The sequence below is a fragment of the Mesorhizobium sp. M8A.F.Ca.ET.218.01.1.1 genome (assembly GCF_004791165.1).
In the GTDB taxonomy this organism is placed as follows: domain Bacteria; phylum Pseudomonadota; class Alphaproteobacteria; order Rhizobiales; family Rhizobiaceae; genus Mesorhizobium.
In genome coordinates, this window is record NZ_SRUZ01000003.1 from 715074 (window position 1) to 729605 (window position 14532).

Below are 14532 nucleotides of genomic sequence, written 5' to 3' on the forward strand. Positions count from 1 at the left end.
CTCACGCAAAAGTCGGCCTGGCAAGGCTTGGAGAGCGCCTCCGCTTTCCTATAAGATGCGGTTTCCTCCCGCGCAGCCGCGCATGTTTTTCCCTCCGGAGCAGAATTCCATGCACAAACGCCGTCTCGGCCGGACCGATCTTCTTGTTACCCAGATTTGCCTCGGTTCGATGACCTGGGGCCAGCAAAACACCGAGGCCGAGGGCCATGCCCAGATGGACCTGGCCTTCTCGCGTGGCGTCAATTTCATCGACACCGCCGAACTCTATCCGATCCCGCCCAAGGCGGAGACGCAAGGGCGGACCGAGAAGATCATCGGCAGCTGGATGAAGGCCAAGGGTAATCGCGACAAGGTGATCCTTGCCTCAAAGGTGGTCGGCCGAACCGCCAACAGCTGGTTTCGCGGCGACCGACCCTCGCAATTGGTGCGGGCCGATATCTTTGATGCCATCGACAAGTCGCTGACCAAGCTCGGCACGGACTATCTCGACCTTTATCAAATCCACTGGCCGGAACGGGACATCCCATGGGGCGCCAACCCGACGCGCGTCGGCGCGGTGGCGCGGCGTGCCGATTCTGTCGGCGCGCCAGTCGGCGAGACGCCGATCGCCGAGACGCTTGCGGTATTCGAGGAACTGGTGAAGGCAGGAAAAATCCGCCATTTCGGCCTGTCGAACGAGAGTTCGTGGGGCGTGATGCGCTTCCTCGCCGAGGCCGACAAAGGGATCGGTCCGCGCGTCGCCTCGATCCAGAACGCCTACAACCTCGTCAACCGCACCTTCGAGGTGAACCTCGCCGAGGTCTGCGAGCGCGAAGGGGTGTCGCTGCTTGCCTATTCGCCACTGGCGCAGGGTTATCTGACCGGCAAGTACGATCACGGCGCCCGCCCGCAGGGCTCGCGCTCGCAACTCTTCAACCGCGGTCAGCGCTATGAGACGCCCAATGCCGCTGAAGCGCAGCTCGAATACAATGAACTGGCGCGCTCTTTCGGCCTGGAGCCGGCGCTGTTTGCCAATGCCTATGTCTCGAGCCGGCCTTTCGTCACATCGAACATTGTCGGCGCGACAACCATTTCGCAGCTGGAGATGGCACTGTCCTCGGTGGATGTCGTCTGGACCGAAGAGATGCAGAAGGCGGTGGACGCCATTCACCAGCGGGTCGGCAATCCCTGTCCGTGACCGGGCCGGGTGCGGAATTGTCGAGCAACAGCAAAGGGGTGGAGACAATGGTGGAATTTTCGATCGAGGCCGTGCGTGGAAAATTTCCCGCTCTCTCGCTGACCGACAAAGGGCGCCGGCGCATCTATCTCGACAATCCCGCCGGGACGCAGGTGCCTCAGGCCGTCGCCGATGCGGTCTCGCGCTGCCTTTTGACGACCAACGCCAATCTAGGCGGCTATTTTGAAACGACGATCGCGGCACAGCAGGTCGTCGACGAGGCGCACCAGGCGATGGCCGATTTCCTTGGCGCGGCGAGCCCCCAGGAAATCATCATCGGCGCCAACATGACGACGCTGACCTATCACATGTCGCGGACGCTCGGCCGCACGATGAAGCCAGGCGACGAGATCATCCTCACCCGCATGGACCATGAGGGCAATGTGTCGCCCTGGCTGCAACTGGCCGAGGACCTCGGCCTCGTCGTGCACTGGCTGCCGTTCGACGAAAGGACCTGGCAGGTCGAGGAGGCGAAGCTCGCTGGTCTGCTGTCTGGGAAGACACGGTTGGTGGCGTTGAACTACGCCAGCAATCTCACCGGCTCGATCAACCGGGTCAAGTCATTGACCCAACTTGCAAAAAAGGCCGGAGCGCTGGTCTATGTCGATGCCGTGCAATTCGCGCCGCATGGCCTGATCGACGTGCAGGAACTCGGCTGCGATTTTCTGATCTGCTCGGCCTACAAATTCTTCGGCCCGCATATGGGCATCCTGTGGGGCCGGCGCGACGTCATCGAAGGCCTGAAGGCCTATAAATGTCGCTGTTCCTCGAACGGCCTACCGGAGCGCTTCGAACTCGGCACGCCGCAGATCGAACTGATGGCCGGCCTCAGCGCCGCAATTGACTATTTTGCCGACCTCGGTGCCGGCGAGGGCGGATCGAGAAGGCGCAGGATTGCCAAGGCGTTCGAAGTCTCCATCGCCTATGAAAACCCGCTGGCGCAAAGGTTGATCGATGGTCTGTCCGATATTCCGGCCCTGACGATCCATGGCATCACCGATTCGAAACGCCTCGGCGATCGCGTGCCGACTGTTTCCTTCACCGTGGACGGCATAGTGCCCGAAACGATCGTGCGGCAGATGAATGCCGAAAACATCTTCCTGTGGTCGGGTCACAACTATGCCTGGGAGATCGTCCACCAACTGGGCATTCCGGCCGAGCAAGGCGTCGTGCGCATCGGCATCGCGCATTACAACACGGCGTCCGAGATCGACGAGACGCTGGAAAGCGTACACCGGGTGATTGCCATGCTCAGGCAGCAACGGTCCTGACGCGGGCTTGAGCTCTCAGCGCGCTTTGCCGCCAAAACCGGTGAGGAAGGCGGTGAGATTGTCGCCGAGTTCGTCGCAGAGATAGCCGCCTTCCTGGACGATGACCGTCGGCAGGTCGAGCCCGGCGATCGCCTCGCCGATGCGCGAGAAGCCTGGCGTCGTCACCGAAAGCCCGCCGAACGGATCGCCCTCGAACGCGTCGAGGCCGAACGCCACGACCAGCGCATCGGGAGAGAAGGCGCGGATGCGCTGGAACGCCACGCCGAGCGCTTCCAGAAATGCCGCATCCGCGGATTTGCGCGGCAGCGGCAGGTTGAAATTGTAGCCGAGGCCGGGACCTTCGCCGCGCTCGTCGGCATGGCCCCAGAAGAACGGGTAGAAGCGCACCGGATCGGCATGCAGCGAGACGGTCAACACGTCGGACCGCGCATAGAAGATGCCTTGCGTGCCGTTGCCGTGATGCAGGTCGACATCGAGGATCGCCACGCGGGCCGCCTGTCTACGCAGCACCTGTGCCGCGACGGCCGAATTGTTGATGAAGCAGAAGCCGCCGGCGACATCGGCAAAAGCGTGATGGCCAGGCGGTCGGCACAGCGCATAGGCGCCGGAAGCGCCTGCCATCACCGTTTCCGCCGCCTCGACGGCGCTCCAGGCGCTCCACAGCGCGCTCTGCCATGTCTCGCCCGAGATCGGGCAGGCCGTGTCTGCCATATGATAACCGGCCTGGCCGACAGCGGAGGCCGGATAGGAGCCGTTGCGGGCGATCGGGTGGATATTGGGGATGACCTCCGCCGACGCCCCGTCGATCCGCTGCCAGCGCTCGAAAATATGTTCGAGGAAGTCGAGATATTCGGGCGTATGCACGGCGGAGACCGGGCCGAGCCCATGATTCCCGGGTCTTTCGATGGTGCAACCCGCAGACCTTGCGCCGGCTAATAATCTTTCGACGCGTTCCGGTTTTTCAGGATTTGGTTGCGCGGCACCGCTGGAAAGGAAAGCCTTGGGGTCGTGCCGCTTCTGCTCCTGCGCGTAGAAGGCTTTCATGGCTGGTCCCCATTTTCCGGCGTGTCGGCGAAGGCGAAAAACGCCTCGCCGATGATTTTCTGCGTCTGCTCGTAGCTCGACCAGGCAATGCCCAGCCTCTCGTAAAAAGCCTTGGCGCCCTCATTGTCGGTGTCGACGGACAGCCTCAGATAAACGCCGCCATCCCTGCGGCATTCCGCCGCCACGCGGCGCAGCAGGCGTTCGCCGATCTTGCGGCCACGGAACCGGTCTTCGACATAGAGGTCCTGCACATAGACGCCAGGCCGCCCCATCCAGGTCGAGAAGATCGGGAAATGCAGGCACAATCCGGCGAACTCGCCATCCACTTCGGCGATCAGCGTCGAGAAAGCGGGCTTTGCGCCGAAGCCCCAGGTTCTGAGATCGTCCGCCGTCGAGATGATTTCCTCGGGCGCGCCGATATGGGTGCCGAGTTTCAGGATCGCCGCATGGATGGTTTCGACATCATCGATGGTGCCGGGGCGGAGGAGGACATCGTTGGAGGCTGGATTGGTCACGGTCTTGTCTCAAAAAGCCACGCGGTCGCCGCCCTTGAGCGCCAGCATGTCGCGCGCTTCCGCCGGTGTGGCAACCTCCAGCGACAGCCCATCGAGAATGCCACGGATGCGGCGCACCTGGTCGGCGTTGGATTTCGCCAATTGACGGCCGTCGTAGAGGCTGTCCTCCAGCCCGACACGCACATTTCCGCCCATCGCGGCGGCGATCGAGATCAGCGGCATCTGGCTTCGCCCGGCGGCCAGTACCGAAAACTGGTAGCTGTCGCCGAACAATTTGTCGGCGATCCGCTTCATATGGACGAGATTGTCCGGGTCGGCGCCGATACCGCCCAGGATGCCAAGTACGAACTGGATGAACAGCGGCCCGGACACCAGCCCCCGGTCGCGGAAATGCGCCAGTGAATAGAGGTGGCCGACATCGTAACACTCGAACTCGAAGCGGGTGCCGCAGCCTTTGCCAAGCCGCTCGAGCACGCCTTCCATGTCGGCAAAGGTGTTCTTGAAGATGGTGTCGCGGGTTGCTTCGAGTAGCTTCGGCTCCCATTCGTGCTGCCATTCCCTTGGCTTGTCGAGCATCGGGAACAGCGCGAAATTCATCGAACCCATGTTGAGCGAACACATTTCGGGTTCAGCCCGCAGCGGTGCCGCCAACCGTTGGTCCAATGTCATCAGCGAGGAGCCGCCGGTGGTGATGTTGATCACTGCGTCGGTCGCCTGCTTGATGCGCGGCAGGAACTGCATGAACACTTCGGGATCGGCGGTGGGGCGGCCATCCCTGGGGTCGCGGGCATGCAGATGCAGGATCGAGGCCCCGGCCTCGGCGGCCGCGATCGCATCCGCCGCGATCTGGTCCGGCGTCACCGGCAGATGGGGCGACATGGACGGCGTATGCACCGAACCGGTGACGGCGCAGGTGATGATGACTTTTCGCGGCGCCATTTCTTCTACCCTCGGCCTTCGACCGGCAGGTCCAGTTCGCCGGCCAGGATTTCGAGCGAGTCGCCGATGATGGAGATGATCTCGCCGACCTGCTCGCTGGTGACGATCATCGGCGGCGCCACCATGAAATTGTCACCGTCGACGCCGCCCTTGACCCTGCGGCCGTAGATGATCAGTCCGCGCTCATAGGCGAGGTCGAGCAGCCGTTGCGTCGCTTTCTTGGGCTGGTCGATCGGCTTCAGAGTTTCCGGATCGGCGACCATTTCGGCGCCCGTAAGCAGCCCCTTGCCGCGCACATCGGCAATGAATGGAAAGCGTTTCGCAAGTGCCTTCAGGCCGTCCATCAGCACATCGCCCATGGCAGCCGCATTGGCGATCAGGTCGAGCCGGTCCATTTCGCCCAGCACCGCAAGCCCGGCGGCGCAGGCCAGCGGATTGCCGGCATAGGTGTGGCCGTGCTGGAAGCCGCCGGTGGCGAGCAGCGGCTCGACCAGCCGCATCGGCGCCGCCAGCGCGCCGAGCGGCGCGTAGCCCGATCCCAGCCCTTTCGACAGTGCGACGATGTCCGGCTTGCAGTTCCAATGGTCGCCGCCGAGGAATTTGCCGGTGCGGCCCGCACCGCTCATCACTTCGTCGTGGATGAGCAGGATGCCGTAGCGGTCGCAGATTTCGCGGATGCGCGCATAGTAGCTGTCGGGCGCCACCAGCGCGGCGGTCGCCGCGCCGCCGATCGGCTCCATGATGAAGGCGACGACGCTTTCGGGGCCTTCGGCGAGGATCTTTTCCTCCAGCATGTCGGCGTAGCGGACGCCGCGCTGCTCCATCGAGAAATTGTCGCGGTCGCGCCAGGCGGTTGGTGCCGGCACGGTCGGCATCACCCGCATCATCGGCGTAAAAGTCTCGGCCAGCGCATCGTCGCCGGTGATCGAAAGCGAACCCAGCGTGCCGCCATGATAGGAAGGAAAGCGGGTGATCACTTTCCAGCGGCCGGCCTGGCCGGTGGCGACGGCCCATTGCCGGGCCAGCTTGATGCAGGATTCCGTCGCCTCCGAGCCGCCGGAGACGAAGAAGATGCGGTCCATGCCTTGCGGAAGCTTGCCGGCAAGTTCTCGCGCCAGTTCTTCCGCTGGCTCGTTTTCGAAATGCAGCCGGTAGGCGAAGGTGGCGCGGTCCATCTGCCGCTTCATGGCATCGAGCACATTGCGGTTGGAATGGCCGATATTGGCGACCATCGGGCCGCTCGATCCGTCGATGAAACGGCGGCCATCCTGCGTCCACATGTAGATGCCTTCGGCGCGATCGATGAGCGGTCGGCGCAGGCTGGACAGATAGAAGAGATGCGATTCTCGCCGAGTTTCGGCGGCATGCTGGACTTTCGACATGTCAGGACTTTCCAAGATAGCGATCGAGGACATTCTGGGTAACCCGTTCGACCATCGGGTCTTGTCTTAGCAGGCCGGCGACCCATTCGCAGCTTCCGGCGTGGAACACCTCGCCCTTGCCGCGTGGAAAATTGACGATCATGCCATTGCTGCGTTTGACCTTTTCGAGATTGGCGTCGCTCCTGTCGCCGAACAGCGTCTCGGCGCTGAAGCGGCCATCCTCGTCGGTGAGGAACTGGTCCTCGACCGGGATGTCCGCGCTTTCCTCGACCTGGCTGGCCATGCCGACGGCCAGCACCTGCAAGCCATCGGGCGCGCCGCTGGTCGCGGTCGGGTAGGGCAGGCCGCCACGGATCTCGAAATCGAGCCCGTCGACCTCATAGCCATAGACATGGCTGTCGGCGCCCAGCAGGTCGCCATAATAGATGCCGGTCCCGGCGAAGGCCCAGTGCTCTGGCCGGTAGACCGGAAACCCGCGCACGCCGCGCGGCGCGCAGCCGCCCCAGCCCGCGTAAAGGCCACGGGTGGCGTTGAGCCCGAAGGTCGCGGCACCCGGCCTGCCGATTTCGGGCGCTTCCCAGGAATTGGTGGCGCGTGTCACGTCGCCGCCGCGATAGGCGGGGTCTTCGGCCCGCGCGCGGTATTTGTAGCAAACCTGCCGGCGGCCTTCATCCTCCAGCCGGGTTTGCCACATGAAATTGCCGGCAAAGCGCGCCGCATGGCCGCCGCGCTCGACATAGAAGTCGACGGCATCGCGCATTTCCCAGGTCCAGTATTCGTCATGGCCGACGAAGACCGCGCAGTCGTAGCCGTCGAGAATCTCGGGCGAGAAATGCAGGTCGTGCTGGCTGGTCAGATCGGCATCATAGCCGGCCCGTTCGGCAAAGCGAAAAAAATGGCTGTCGTAGCTGGCCCAGCCCGACGAGGCGTATTTCTTCGAATGGCCGGTGGCGAGCGCCCATTCCATGTGCGGATAGCGCGGCACCGTCTTCGGCGGCACCGCGACTTCCAGCGGCACGCGCGGCGCGTCCGCAGGCAGCACGGCAAAGCCGCGGCACCAGGGGCGCTGCGTCGACACGATGGGCGAGTACTGGTCGCGGTCGGGCCCGGTAATGCCCTGATAATGGTTGGAACCGCCCCAGGTGTTGTATGCGAGCCAGGTGCCCGTCGCCGCCACCTGCAGCACTCGGCCCGGCTTCTTGCCCGGTTGGGGCGAGACGATAAAGATGTGGTGACTTTGGATCGGCTTGCCGTCGCGCCCGTCGGCGGTCAGAGTCACGCGATAGGCGCCGGACGGCCAGTCGTTTTCCACACGGAATTCAAAGGAGGATTCCCAGCCGCAGCCTTCGGCCGAGCATTGGTCCGGACTGACCTGCCAGCGCGACGCGATGCCGGATGTCTCGAACACTTTCGTCTCGGTGCCGCCGTCACGGGTGATGGTCATGCTGAATGACGGAGCTGTGGAACTGACATGCAGCGTAACCGTCTCGCCGGCGCGATACGAAAACCGGTCGCTGTAGCACCAGATCTCGCCGCGCTCGCCATCCATGCCTGGCCACTCGTAATAGTGGCCGCGAACCGCGTGGCGGCGCTGCTCCGCCGTCAGTCCGAAATCGGGGAATTCCGTGGGGTATCTGGTCATCATCTTGCTCAGGCGGAAAGATATTTCTTGAGGAAGCCGCGCGTGCGTGCCTTCCGCGGCGCGCGAAAGATCTCTGCTGGCGGGCCTTCCTCGACAACCACCCCGCCATCCATGAACAGCACTCGGTCGGCGACCTCGCCGGCAAAGCGCATCTCATGCGTTACGATGAGCATGGTCATGTGTTCGGCGGCAAGCTGTTTCATCACCGCGTTGACCTCGTCGACCAGTTCCGGGTCGAGCGCCGAAGTGGCTTCATCGAACAGCATCACCTTGGGCTGCATGGCCAGAGCACGGGCAATCGCCACACGCTGCTTTTGGCCGCCCGAAAGCCGGGAGGGGTAGGCGTCGATCTTTTCGGCGAGCCCGACCTTGGAGAGGAGCTCGTGCGCGAGCGCCTTGGCATCGGCTTTCGGCATGCCTTTCAGGATCACCGGTCCCATGGTGATGTTCTCGATCACCGTCAGATGTGGGAACAGATTGAAGTGCTGGAACACCATGCCCATTTGCTGGCGCACCTTGTTGATGTGTCGCTCGAAGGCCTGGCCATGCAGTGGCTGGTTGACCTGCACGCCGTCCAGCCAGACTTCGCCACCGTTCAATGTCTCGAGATGATTGATCGAGCGCAGCAGCGTGCTCTTGCCGGAGCCGCTTGGACCGATGATCGCCACGATCTGCCCACGCTCGACCGACAGGTCGATACCCTTGAGAACCTCGACGGCGCCGAAGGATTTGCGTGCCCCGCGCACCTCCACCATTGGCCTCTGCGTGCTCATCGGGAAACCTCCACATGCCGTTCAAACCGATGCAAGGCCGCCTCGAGCACAAGGTTGAGAATGTAGTAGAGCACGGCAGCCGTAATGTAGAATTCGAACGGGCGGAACGTTTCGCTGATCGCCAGTTGCGCCGAATGAACGAGCTCCGCGATGCCGATGACCGAGACGATGGAGGATTCCTTCAGCAGCGCGATCAGGTTGCCGCCGATCGGCGGCGCCGTGTTGCGGATGGCTTGCGGTATGACGACGTAGCGCAGCGCCTGCCATTTGCCGAAGCCGATGCTGCGCGCGCCTTCCGTTTGGCCGACGTCGACCGCCACGATGCCCGCGCGAATGACATCGGCATTGTAGACGGCAAAATGCAGCCCAAGCCCGATGATGCCGGCGGCAAGGGCAGGGATGTCGATGCCGATCTGCACCAGCCCGAAATAGATCAGGAAAAGTTGCAGCAACAGCGGCGTACCCATGAACACCCACATGAAGGCGCGCACGGGGTAGGCCAGCATCGCCGGTGGGTAGAGGACGATGACGGCGAACAGGATGCCGAAGGCAAAACTGAGGGCTCCGGCCGAGACCGTCAGCACCGATGTCCACCAGGCGCCTGTCAGAAGAAGGTCCCAGTAGGGCACGACGACGCTGAAATCGAGACCTTGCATCACGCTCCCCCGATCAGATGATGGCAAAGCGCTTGTCGAGCATGTCGACGATGCGGGCAACCGCGTAGACCATGATCATGTAAAGCAGGGCCGCGACGCCGAAAATCTCGAACGGTTTGTAGGTGGAGCCGATGAAACGCTGGGCCGTGTAGGTCAACTCGACAACCGAGACGGTGGATACCAGCGCCGAACCCTTCAGCAAGGCGACCGTGTTGACACCGAGCGGGCGGATCATCAGCCTCGCGGCTTGCGGCAGCACAACCCTTCGCAAGGTCTGCAAACGGCTGAATCCGATCGTGCGGGCAGCCTCCGTCTGGCCGCGGTCGACCGCCATCACCGCGCCCCGGATCGATTCCGCCATATAGGCGCCGATGTTGAGGCCAAGGCCGATCACACCAGCCGTGAACGGCTCCAGATTGATGCCGATCTGCGGTCCGCCGAAATAGAGCACGAACAGCTGGATCAGGCAGGGGGTGCCGCGAAACAGGCTGACATAGACAGTGCCGACGGCCCTCAGGATCGCCGATCTCGACATCCGGGCGGCCGCCGCCAGCGCCGCGGCGGCCAGCCCCAGAACCAGGGCCAGCACTGTCAGTTCCAGCGTCACGAGCGCCGCTTCCACGAAAAACGGGAAGACACGGCTCATCAAGGAGAAATCCATGGGGTCGTCCCGGCAGGAATGTCGTTTGGTTTTCAGGCGACCTGGCCGCCTGAAAACCGGATGGATTAGCGGATGTCGGTGCCGACCCACTGCTTGGAGATCTTCTCGTAGGTGCCGTCTGCCATCATGCCGTCCAATGCCTTCTGCATGGCGGCCTTGAGCTCCGGATTGTCCTTGCGGATGGCTATGCCGATGGCGACGCTGCCGCCTTCGATGTCAGGCGTGTCGAGCTTGCGCACCTTCTCGCCGGTTTCCTTGACGGCGACCATGACCGGAATGTTGTCGACGACGATGGCATCGACACGGCCCGCCTTCAATTCCAGCAACAATTCCGGCAAGCCCTTGTAGGTGCGGACATCCCAGCCACCCTGCGCGCGCGCCCATTTCTCGTGCGTCTCGCCCAGCGTCACGCCAAGGGTCTTGCCCTTGAGGTCGTCGAGGCTCTGCACCTTGGAATCCTGGTTCACGAAGACCGCGCGGCCGGCGTGATAGTAGGGGCCGACGAAATCGACGACTTTCTCGCGCTCAGGCGTGATCGTCATCGAGCCAACGACGGTGTCGTATTTGTTTGCGAGCAGGCCGGCGATGATGCCGTCCCAGGCGGTGGTGATGATGGTGCCCTCGACGCCGATGCGATCGGCGATGGCCTTGCCGATGTCGGCGTCGAAGCCGACAACCTCGTTCTGGTCGTTGACGAAGTTGAAGGGGGGATACTGCCCGCTCATCGAAATCTTCAGTTCGCCTGCCGACTTGATCGTTTCGAGATCGTCGGCGCTGGCCGAAACGGCGGTGAAGGCCGAAGCAAGCAGCAGTGCGGCAACCGCGATGCCGGAAAATACCTTGTTCATCTGAATTTCTGTCCTCTGGATGGAGCGCGAAGGCTTGTTCTTGGGAGGCGTTGGGGCGCTCTCCTGATGTCAATGATTGCCTTTGCTCCAGCATTGCGCAAATAGATAATGGGAATAGGGAGCATAGATACCAAGAATGGCATTGCCTCGCCCCGAACGGCTGGTCTGGGACCTCGACTGGAACCTGCTGCGCACATTCGTCGTCATCGCGGAGGTGAAAAGCATCACCCGGGCAGCCGAGCGCCTGAACCTCAAGCAACCCAGCGTCAGCAACGCGTTGCGGCGCCTGGAGGATCGCGTTGGCCGGCGCCTGGTCGAGCGTGATGCGACACGCTTCGAACTCACCGAGGTCGGGCGCCTGATCTATGAGCAGAGCGTGGAGGTGTTCGGCACCATATCGCAACTGCCGCTGCTGATGCGCGGGATCAGCGACGACGTCGCCGGCCACGTCATGATCGCGACCGCCAGCCATGTCGTCTCGCCGCTGTTCGACCGGGCGCTGGCGGAATTCCACCGCAACTACCCGCGCGGCTCCATCACCATCTCGGTCGCGGCAAGCACGGAAGTGGCCAAGCAGGTGCGGGAGCGCCGCGCTTCCTTCGGCATCTGCCTGGTCAGCCAGCGCGATCCGGCACTGGACTACACGATGGTTTATCGCGAGTTCTTCGGCTTCTTCTGTGGCCCGCAGCACAGGCTGTTCGGGAAGACCGGATTGACGCTTGCGGATCTGCGGGGCGAGCCGTCCGTGTCCTTCCAGACCGATCACATTTCGGACGCCTTGCGGCCGGTGGCGTTGCTGCGCAGCGAGGCCAAGCTGAATGCCGATGTCGTCGGCGTGTCGTCCAGCCTGGAGGAGGTGCGGCGCATGATCGTGGCAGGGCTCGGCATCGGCCCGCTGCCGCTGCATGTCGCGCGGCGCGACGTGGCCGATGGTATGCTGTGGCGATTGCCGCCTTACGATGCGCCGCCGGCCATCGACATCTTCCTGCTGACCAATCCCGACAAGGCGATGAATCGGGCCGAGAAGGCGCTTTTGTCCGGAATTCAGGCCCTGATCGCCGAAACGCCCCTGCAGGATCGAATCTACAGCGATTGACGGGTCGACGCGGGTCTATTCGACAAGGTAGGCCGCGGCGCGGTCGCGCATCGGCTCATCCAGCGCCACCGAGGCCCTGGCGGTGAGATCGAAGCGCACGCTGGTCGTCCGGCTCGATGCATGGACGATGCCATCGATCGATCCGGACATCACCTGTTCGAAGGTGATGGAGGTGCGACCGACCTTGATCACATGCGAGCGGATGGTGAGCAGCGATCCGGCTTTCGTTTCATGCCGGTAGTCGATTTCGGTGCGCACGTCGGCCCATCCGTTCTGGGAGCCCTGGCCGCCCTCCTGTCCGGCGATATGGCCGAGGAGCTGGAAACTGGCATCGTCGAACATCGCGGCGTAATGGCGCACATTCATGTGCCCCATCACGTCGCACATCCAGGGATGGGCGACGCCTACGAAGGTGACGAGGGATTTGCTCATGTGAATTGTTCCGTGGCCTTTGTTTGGATCGCGAGACGCCTTATCGAAACACGCGGCTGCAGGCAAACCGGCGGATGACTTGGGTGAGGGCTTTCGAGCCGGCGATGGCCTGTAGGTCGACATTCCTTAGCCGGGCCCTTGGCCCTCCCGAGCAAACCGACTATCTCAGAAAGACGGCGGCAGTTCCGCCATGGGGACAGGCATGCTCAGGGTGCAAAAGGTCAAGGTCGACGACATCTACGTGCCCACCGCACGCAAGAAGACGCTGCATCCCGAGACCGTCCGGCATCTCGCCGAGGATATCCTGGAAAACGGCATGAAGACGCCGATCCAGGTCCGCCACGATGGCAAGCGGCACATACTTGTCGAAGGACTGCATCGTCTGGAAGCAGCCAAGTGGCTCGGCGAGTCAGAGATCGACGCCTATCTGGTGCAAGCCAAGCGCCACTGACGCGCGCCTTCGCCCGAAGCACGCACAGTCTCCAGAATTTTTCACCTGGCATGTCGGGTTGCGTTGCATTGGCTCGTCCTTGGGACGGAAGCCAGATCAAGCCGAATCCCGAGGAGAAAATAGTGGCCACCAAGCTCGACATCGCCCCCGCCAACGACCGCGAACTGGTTCTCGCCCGCATCATCGATGCACCGCGCGAGAACGTGTATCGCTGCTGGACCGACCCGACCCTGATCACGCAATGGTTCGCGCCAAAGCCGTGGACGACGCCGCGTGCCGAGATGGACGTGCGCACGGGTGGCAACAGCCTCGTCGTCATGGCCGGTCCTGACGGCGATGAATTCCCCAATCCCGGGGTTTTCCTGGAAGTCGTTCCCGGCAAGAAGATCATCTTCACCGATGCCTATACCCAGGCGTGGGAGCCGTCGGAAAAACCGTTCATGACCGGCGTGCTGACCTTCGAGGACGAAGGCGAGGGCAAGACCCGCTACATCGCGCGCGTCCGGCACTGGAGCGTCGCCGACCGGCAGCAGCACCAGGCGATGGGTTTTCACGCGGGTTGGGGGCAATGCACCGACCAGCTCGAAGACCTCGCCAGGACGCTTTGACATCGGTTGACCAGGAGGAGACCGATATGTCCAGAACCCTGGTTTTTGCCATTCTTGCTTCGGCCGCGGCGTTTCTCGCTTGTCCGGGCACCATCAATGCAGAGGAGACGAAGCCCGCTATGACCACCGAAACGAAAACGCTGCCGAAGCCGCAAAAATCCGGCCTGCTGCCGATCAACGGCGTGAACTACTATTACGCTATCTATGGCAAGGGTGAGCCGCTGCTTCTGCTGCATGGCGGCCTCGGCTCCATCGACATGTTCGCGCCGATCCTGGCCAAGCTTGCCGAGAACCGTACCGTCATCGGGGTCGACCTGCAGGGGCACGGCCGCACCGCGCTTGGCGACCGGCCATTCACCCTGGAGGCGATCGGCGATGATATGGCTGGTATCGTCAAGACACTCGGCTACGACAAGGTCGACGTCATGGGCTATTCGCTGGGCGGCGGCGTTGCCTTCCGCATGGCGGTCCAGCATCCCGAGGTTGTGCGCCGGCTGGTCCTTGTCTCGACCGGCTACGCCGCCGACGGCTTTTATGACGAGATGCGCCCGCAGCAGGCGCAGGTAAGTGCCGCCGCCGCGGCGTTCATGAAAGAGACACCGATGTACAAATCCTACGTCGCCGTCGCGCCACATCCAGAGGACTTCCCGAAGCTGCTCGACGCGCTCGGCAATTTCATGCGCCAGAACTACGACTTCTCCGCCGACGTTCCCAAGCTGAAGATGCCCGTCATGCTCGCTTACGGCGACAGCGACATGTACAAGCCCGAGCATGAGATCAAGTTCTACCAGATGCTCGGTGGCGGCCTGAAGGATGCCGGCTGGATGCGTGAGAACCTGTCGCAGAGCCGTCTCGCCATCCTGCCCAACCGCACCCACTACGACGTCTTCTTCGCTCCGGAACTGACGGCCGCCGCACTGCCTTTCCTCGATGGCCAGACCAAGGTGAAGAGCTGGGACGAGGTGGTCGGCGAAACCGAATGACCCTGCCATCTCTGG

The 14532-nt window shown here is 62.9% G+C and carries 16 protein-coding genes; 6 read left to right on the forward strand and 10 right to left on the reverse strand.

All coding sequences use genetic code 11. The annotated features are described in order from the left end of the window. The first annotated feature begins 109 nt into the window (after window positions 1–109). Window positions 110–1177, forward strand: coding sequence for an aldo/keto reductase (locus tag EN861_RS14700; protein ID WP_135864166.1), 1068 nt, complete (start codon window positions 110–112; stop codon window positions 1175–1177). Window positions 1178–1224: 47 nt separating this feature from the next. Beyond that, complete coding sequence (locus EN861_RS14705) at window positions 1225–2487, forward strand: cysteine desulfurase-like protein (protein WP_189343633.1); 1263 nt, start codon at window positions 1225–1227, stop codon at window positions 2485–2487. Between the two features lie 15 nt (window positions 2488–2502). Here the strand turns inward: EN861_RS14705 and EN861_RS14710 are convergent, their stop codons facing one another. The 9 genes from EN861_RS14710 to EN861_RS14750 all read right to left on the reverse strand — a co-directional run bounded on the left by EN861_RS14710 (window position 2503) and on the right by EN861_RS14750 (window position 10947). Continuing rightward, on the reverse strand, window positions 2503–3531 hold the full coding sequence (locus EN861_RS14710; RefSeq protein WP_135864169.1) for a histone deacetylase family protein: 1029 nt from the start codon (window positions 3529–3531) through the stop codon (window positions 2503–2505). Further along, window positions 3528–4046 (reverse strand): GNAT family N-acetyltransferase, encoded by a 519-nt coding sequence (locus tag EN861_RS14715; protein ID WP_127280114.1) that lies wholly within the window; start codon window positions 4044–4046, stop codon window positions 3528–3530. The genes EN861_RS14710 and EN861_RS14715 overlap by 4 nt, the downstream gene beginning before the upstream one ends. Before the next feature lie 9 nt (window positions 4047–4055). Continuing rightward, on the reverse strand, window positions 4056–4985 hold the full coding sequence (locus EN861_RS14720) for a 3-keto-5-aminohexanoate cleavage protein (protein ID WP_127280115.1): 930 nt from the start codon (window positions 4983–4985) through the stop codon (window positions 4056–4058). Between the two features lie 5 nt (window positions 4986–4990). After that, complete coding sequence (locus EN861_RS14725) at window positions 4991–6367, reverse strand: aspartate aminotransferase family protein (RefSeq protein WP_127869536.1); 1377 nt, start codon at window positions 6365–6367, stop codon at window positions 4991–4993. Window position 6368: 1 nt separating this feature from the next. After that, the gene (locus EN861_RS14730; protein ID WP_127279711.1) at window positions 6369–8009 is read right to left on the reverse strand and encodes a N,N-dimethylformamidase beta subunit family domain-containing protein; all 1641 of its coding nucleotides are present in this window, start codon (window positions 8007–8009) and stop codon (window positions 6369–6371) included. 8 nt (window positions 8010–8017) lie between these two features. Further along, window positions 8018–8782, reverse strand: coding sequence for an amino acid ABC transporter ATP-binding protein (locus EN861_RS14735; RefSeq protein WP_127279712.1), 765 nt, complete (start codon window positions 8780–8782; stop codon window positions 8018–8020). After that, window positions 8779–9438, reverse strand: coding sequence for an amino acid ABC transporter permease (locus EN861_RS14740; protein WP_127279713.1), 660 nt, complete (start codon window positions 9436–9438; stop codon window positions 8779–8781). Before EN861_RS14740 ends, EN861_RS14735 begins: the two co-directional genes overlap by 4 nt. A gap of 13 nt (window positions 9439–9451) precedes the next feature. Beyond that, entirely contained in the window at window positions 9452–10099 is a 648-nt protein-coding gene (locus EN861_RS14745) for an amino acid ABC transporter permease (RefSeq protein ID WP_135864171.1), read from the reverse strand. Between the two features lie 65 nt (window positions 10100–10164). Beyond that, window positions 10165–10947 carry an ABC transporter substrate-binding protein gene (locus EN861_RS14750; protein WP_135864173.1) on the reverse strand — a complete coding sequence of 261 codons (783 nt, stop codon included), beginning with the start codon at window positions 10945–10947 and terminating at the stop codon, window positions 10165–10167. A gap of 136 nt (window positions 10948–11083) precedes the next feature. Here EN861_RS14750 and EN861_RS14755 point away from each other — a divergent pair, with 136 nt between their 5' ends. Continuing rightward, window positions 11084–12043 carry a LysR family transcriptional regulator gene (locus EN861_RS14755; RefSeq protein WP_135864175.1) on the forward strand — a complete coding sequence of 320 codons (960 nt, stop codon included), beginning with the start codon at window positions 11084–11086 and terminating at the stop codon, window positions 12041–12043. A gap of 15 nt (window positions 12044–12058) precedes the next feature. Here the strand turns inward: EN861_RS14755 and EN861_RS14760 are convergent, their stop codons facing one another. Beyond that, window positions 12059–12475: a thioesterase family protein gene (locus EN861_RS14760; protein WP_127276131.1), complete on the reverse strand. Its 417-nt coding sequence runs from the start codon at window positions 12473–12475 to the stop codon at window positions 12059–12061. Between the two features lie 202 nt (window positions 12476–12677). Here EN861_RS14760 and EN861_RS14765 point away from each other — a divergent pair, with 202 nt between their 5' ends. The 3 genes from EN861_RS14765 to EN861_RS14775 all read left to right on the forward strand — a co-directional run bounded on the left by EN861_RS14765 (window position 12678) and on the right by EN861_RS14775 (window position 14517). Then, on the forward strand, window positions 12678–12926 hold the full coding sequence (locus tag EN861_RS14765; protein WP_127276129.1) for a ParB N-terminal domain-containing protein: 249 nt from the start codon (window positions 12678–12680) through the stop codon (window positions 12924–12926). 122 nt (window positions 12927–13048) lie between these two features. After that, complete coding sequence (locus tag EN861_RS14770; RefSeq protein WP_127276127.1) at window positions 13049–13534, forward strand: SRPBCC family protein; 486 nt, start codon at window positions 13049–13051, stop codon at window positions 13532–13534. A gap of 26 nt (window positions 13535–13560) precedes the next feature. Continuing rightward, window positions 13561–14517 (forward strand): alpha/beta hydrolase, encoded by a 957-nt coding sequence (locus EN861_RS14775; RefSeq protein WP_127276125.1) that lies wholly within the window; start codon window positions 13561–13563, stop codon window positions 14515–14517. Window positions 14518–14532 lie beyond the last annotated feature (15 nt).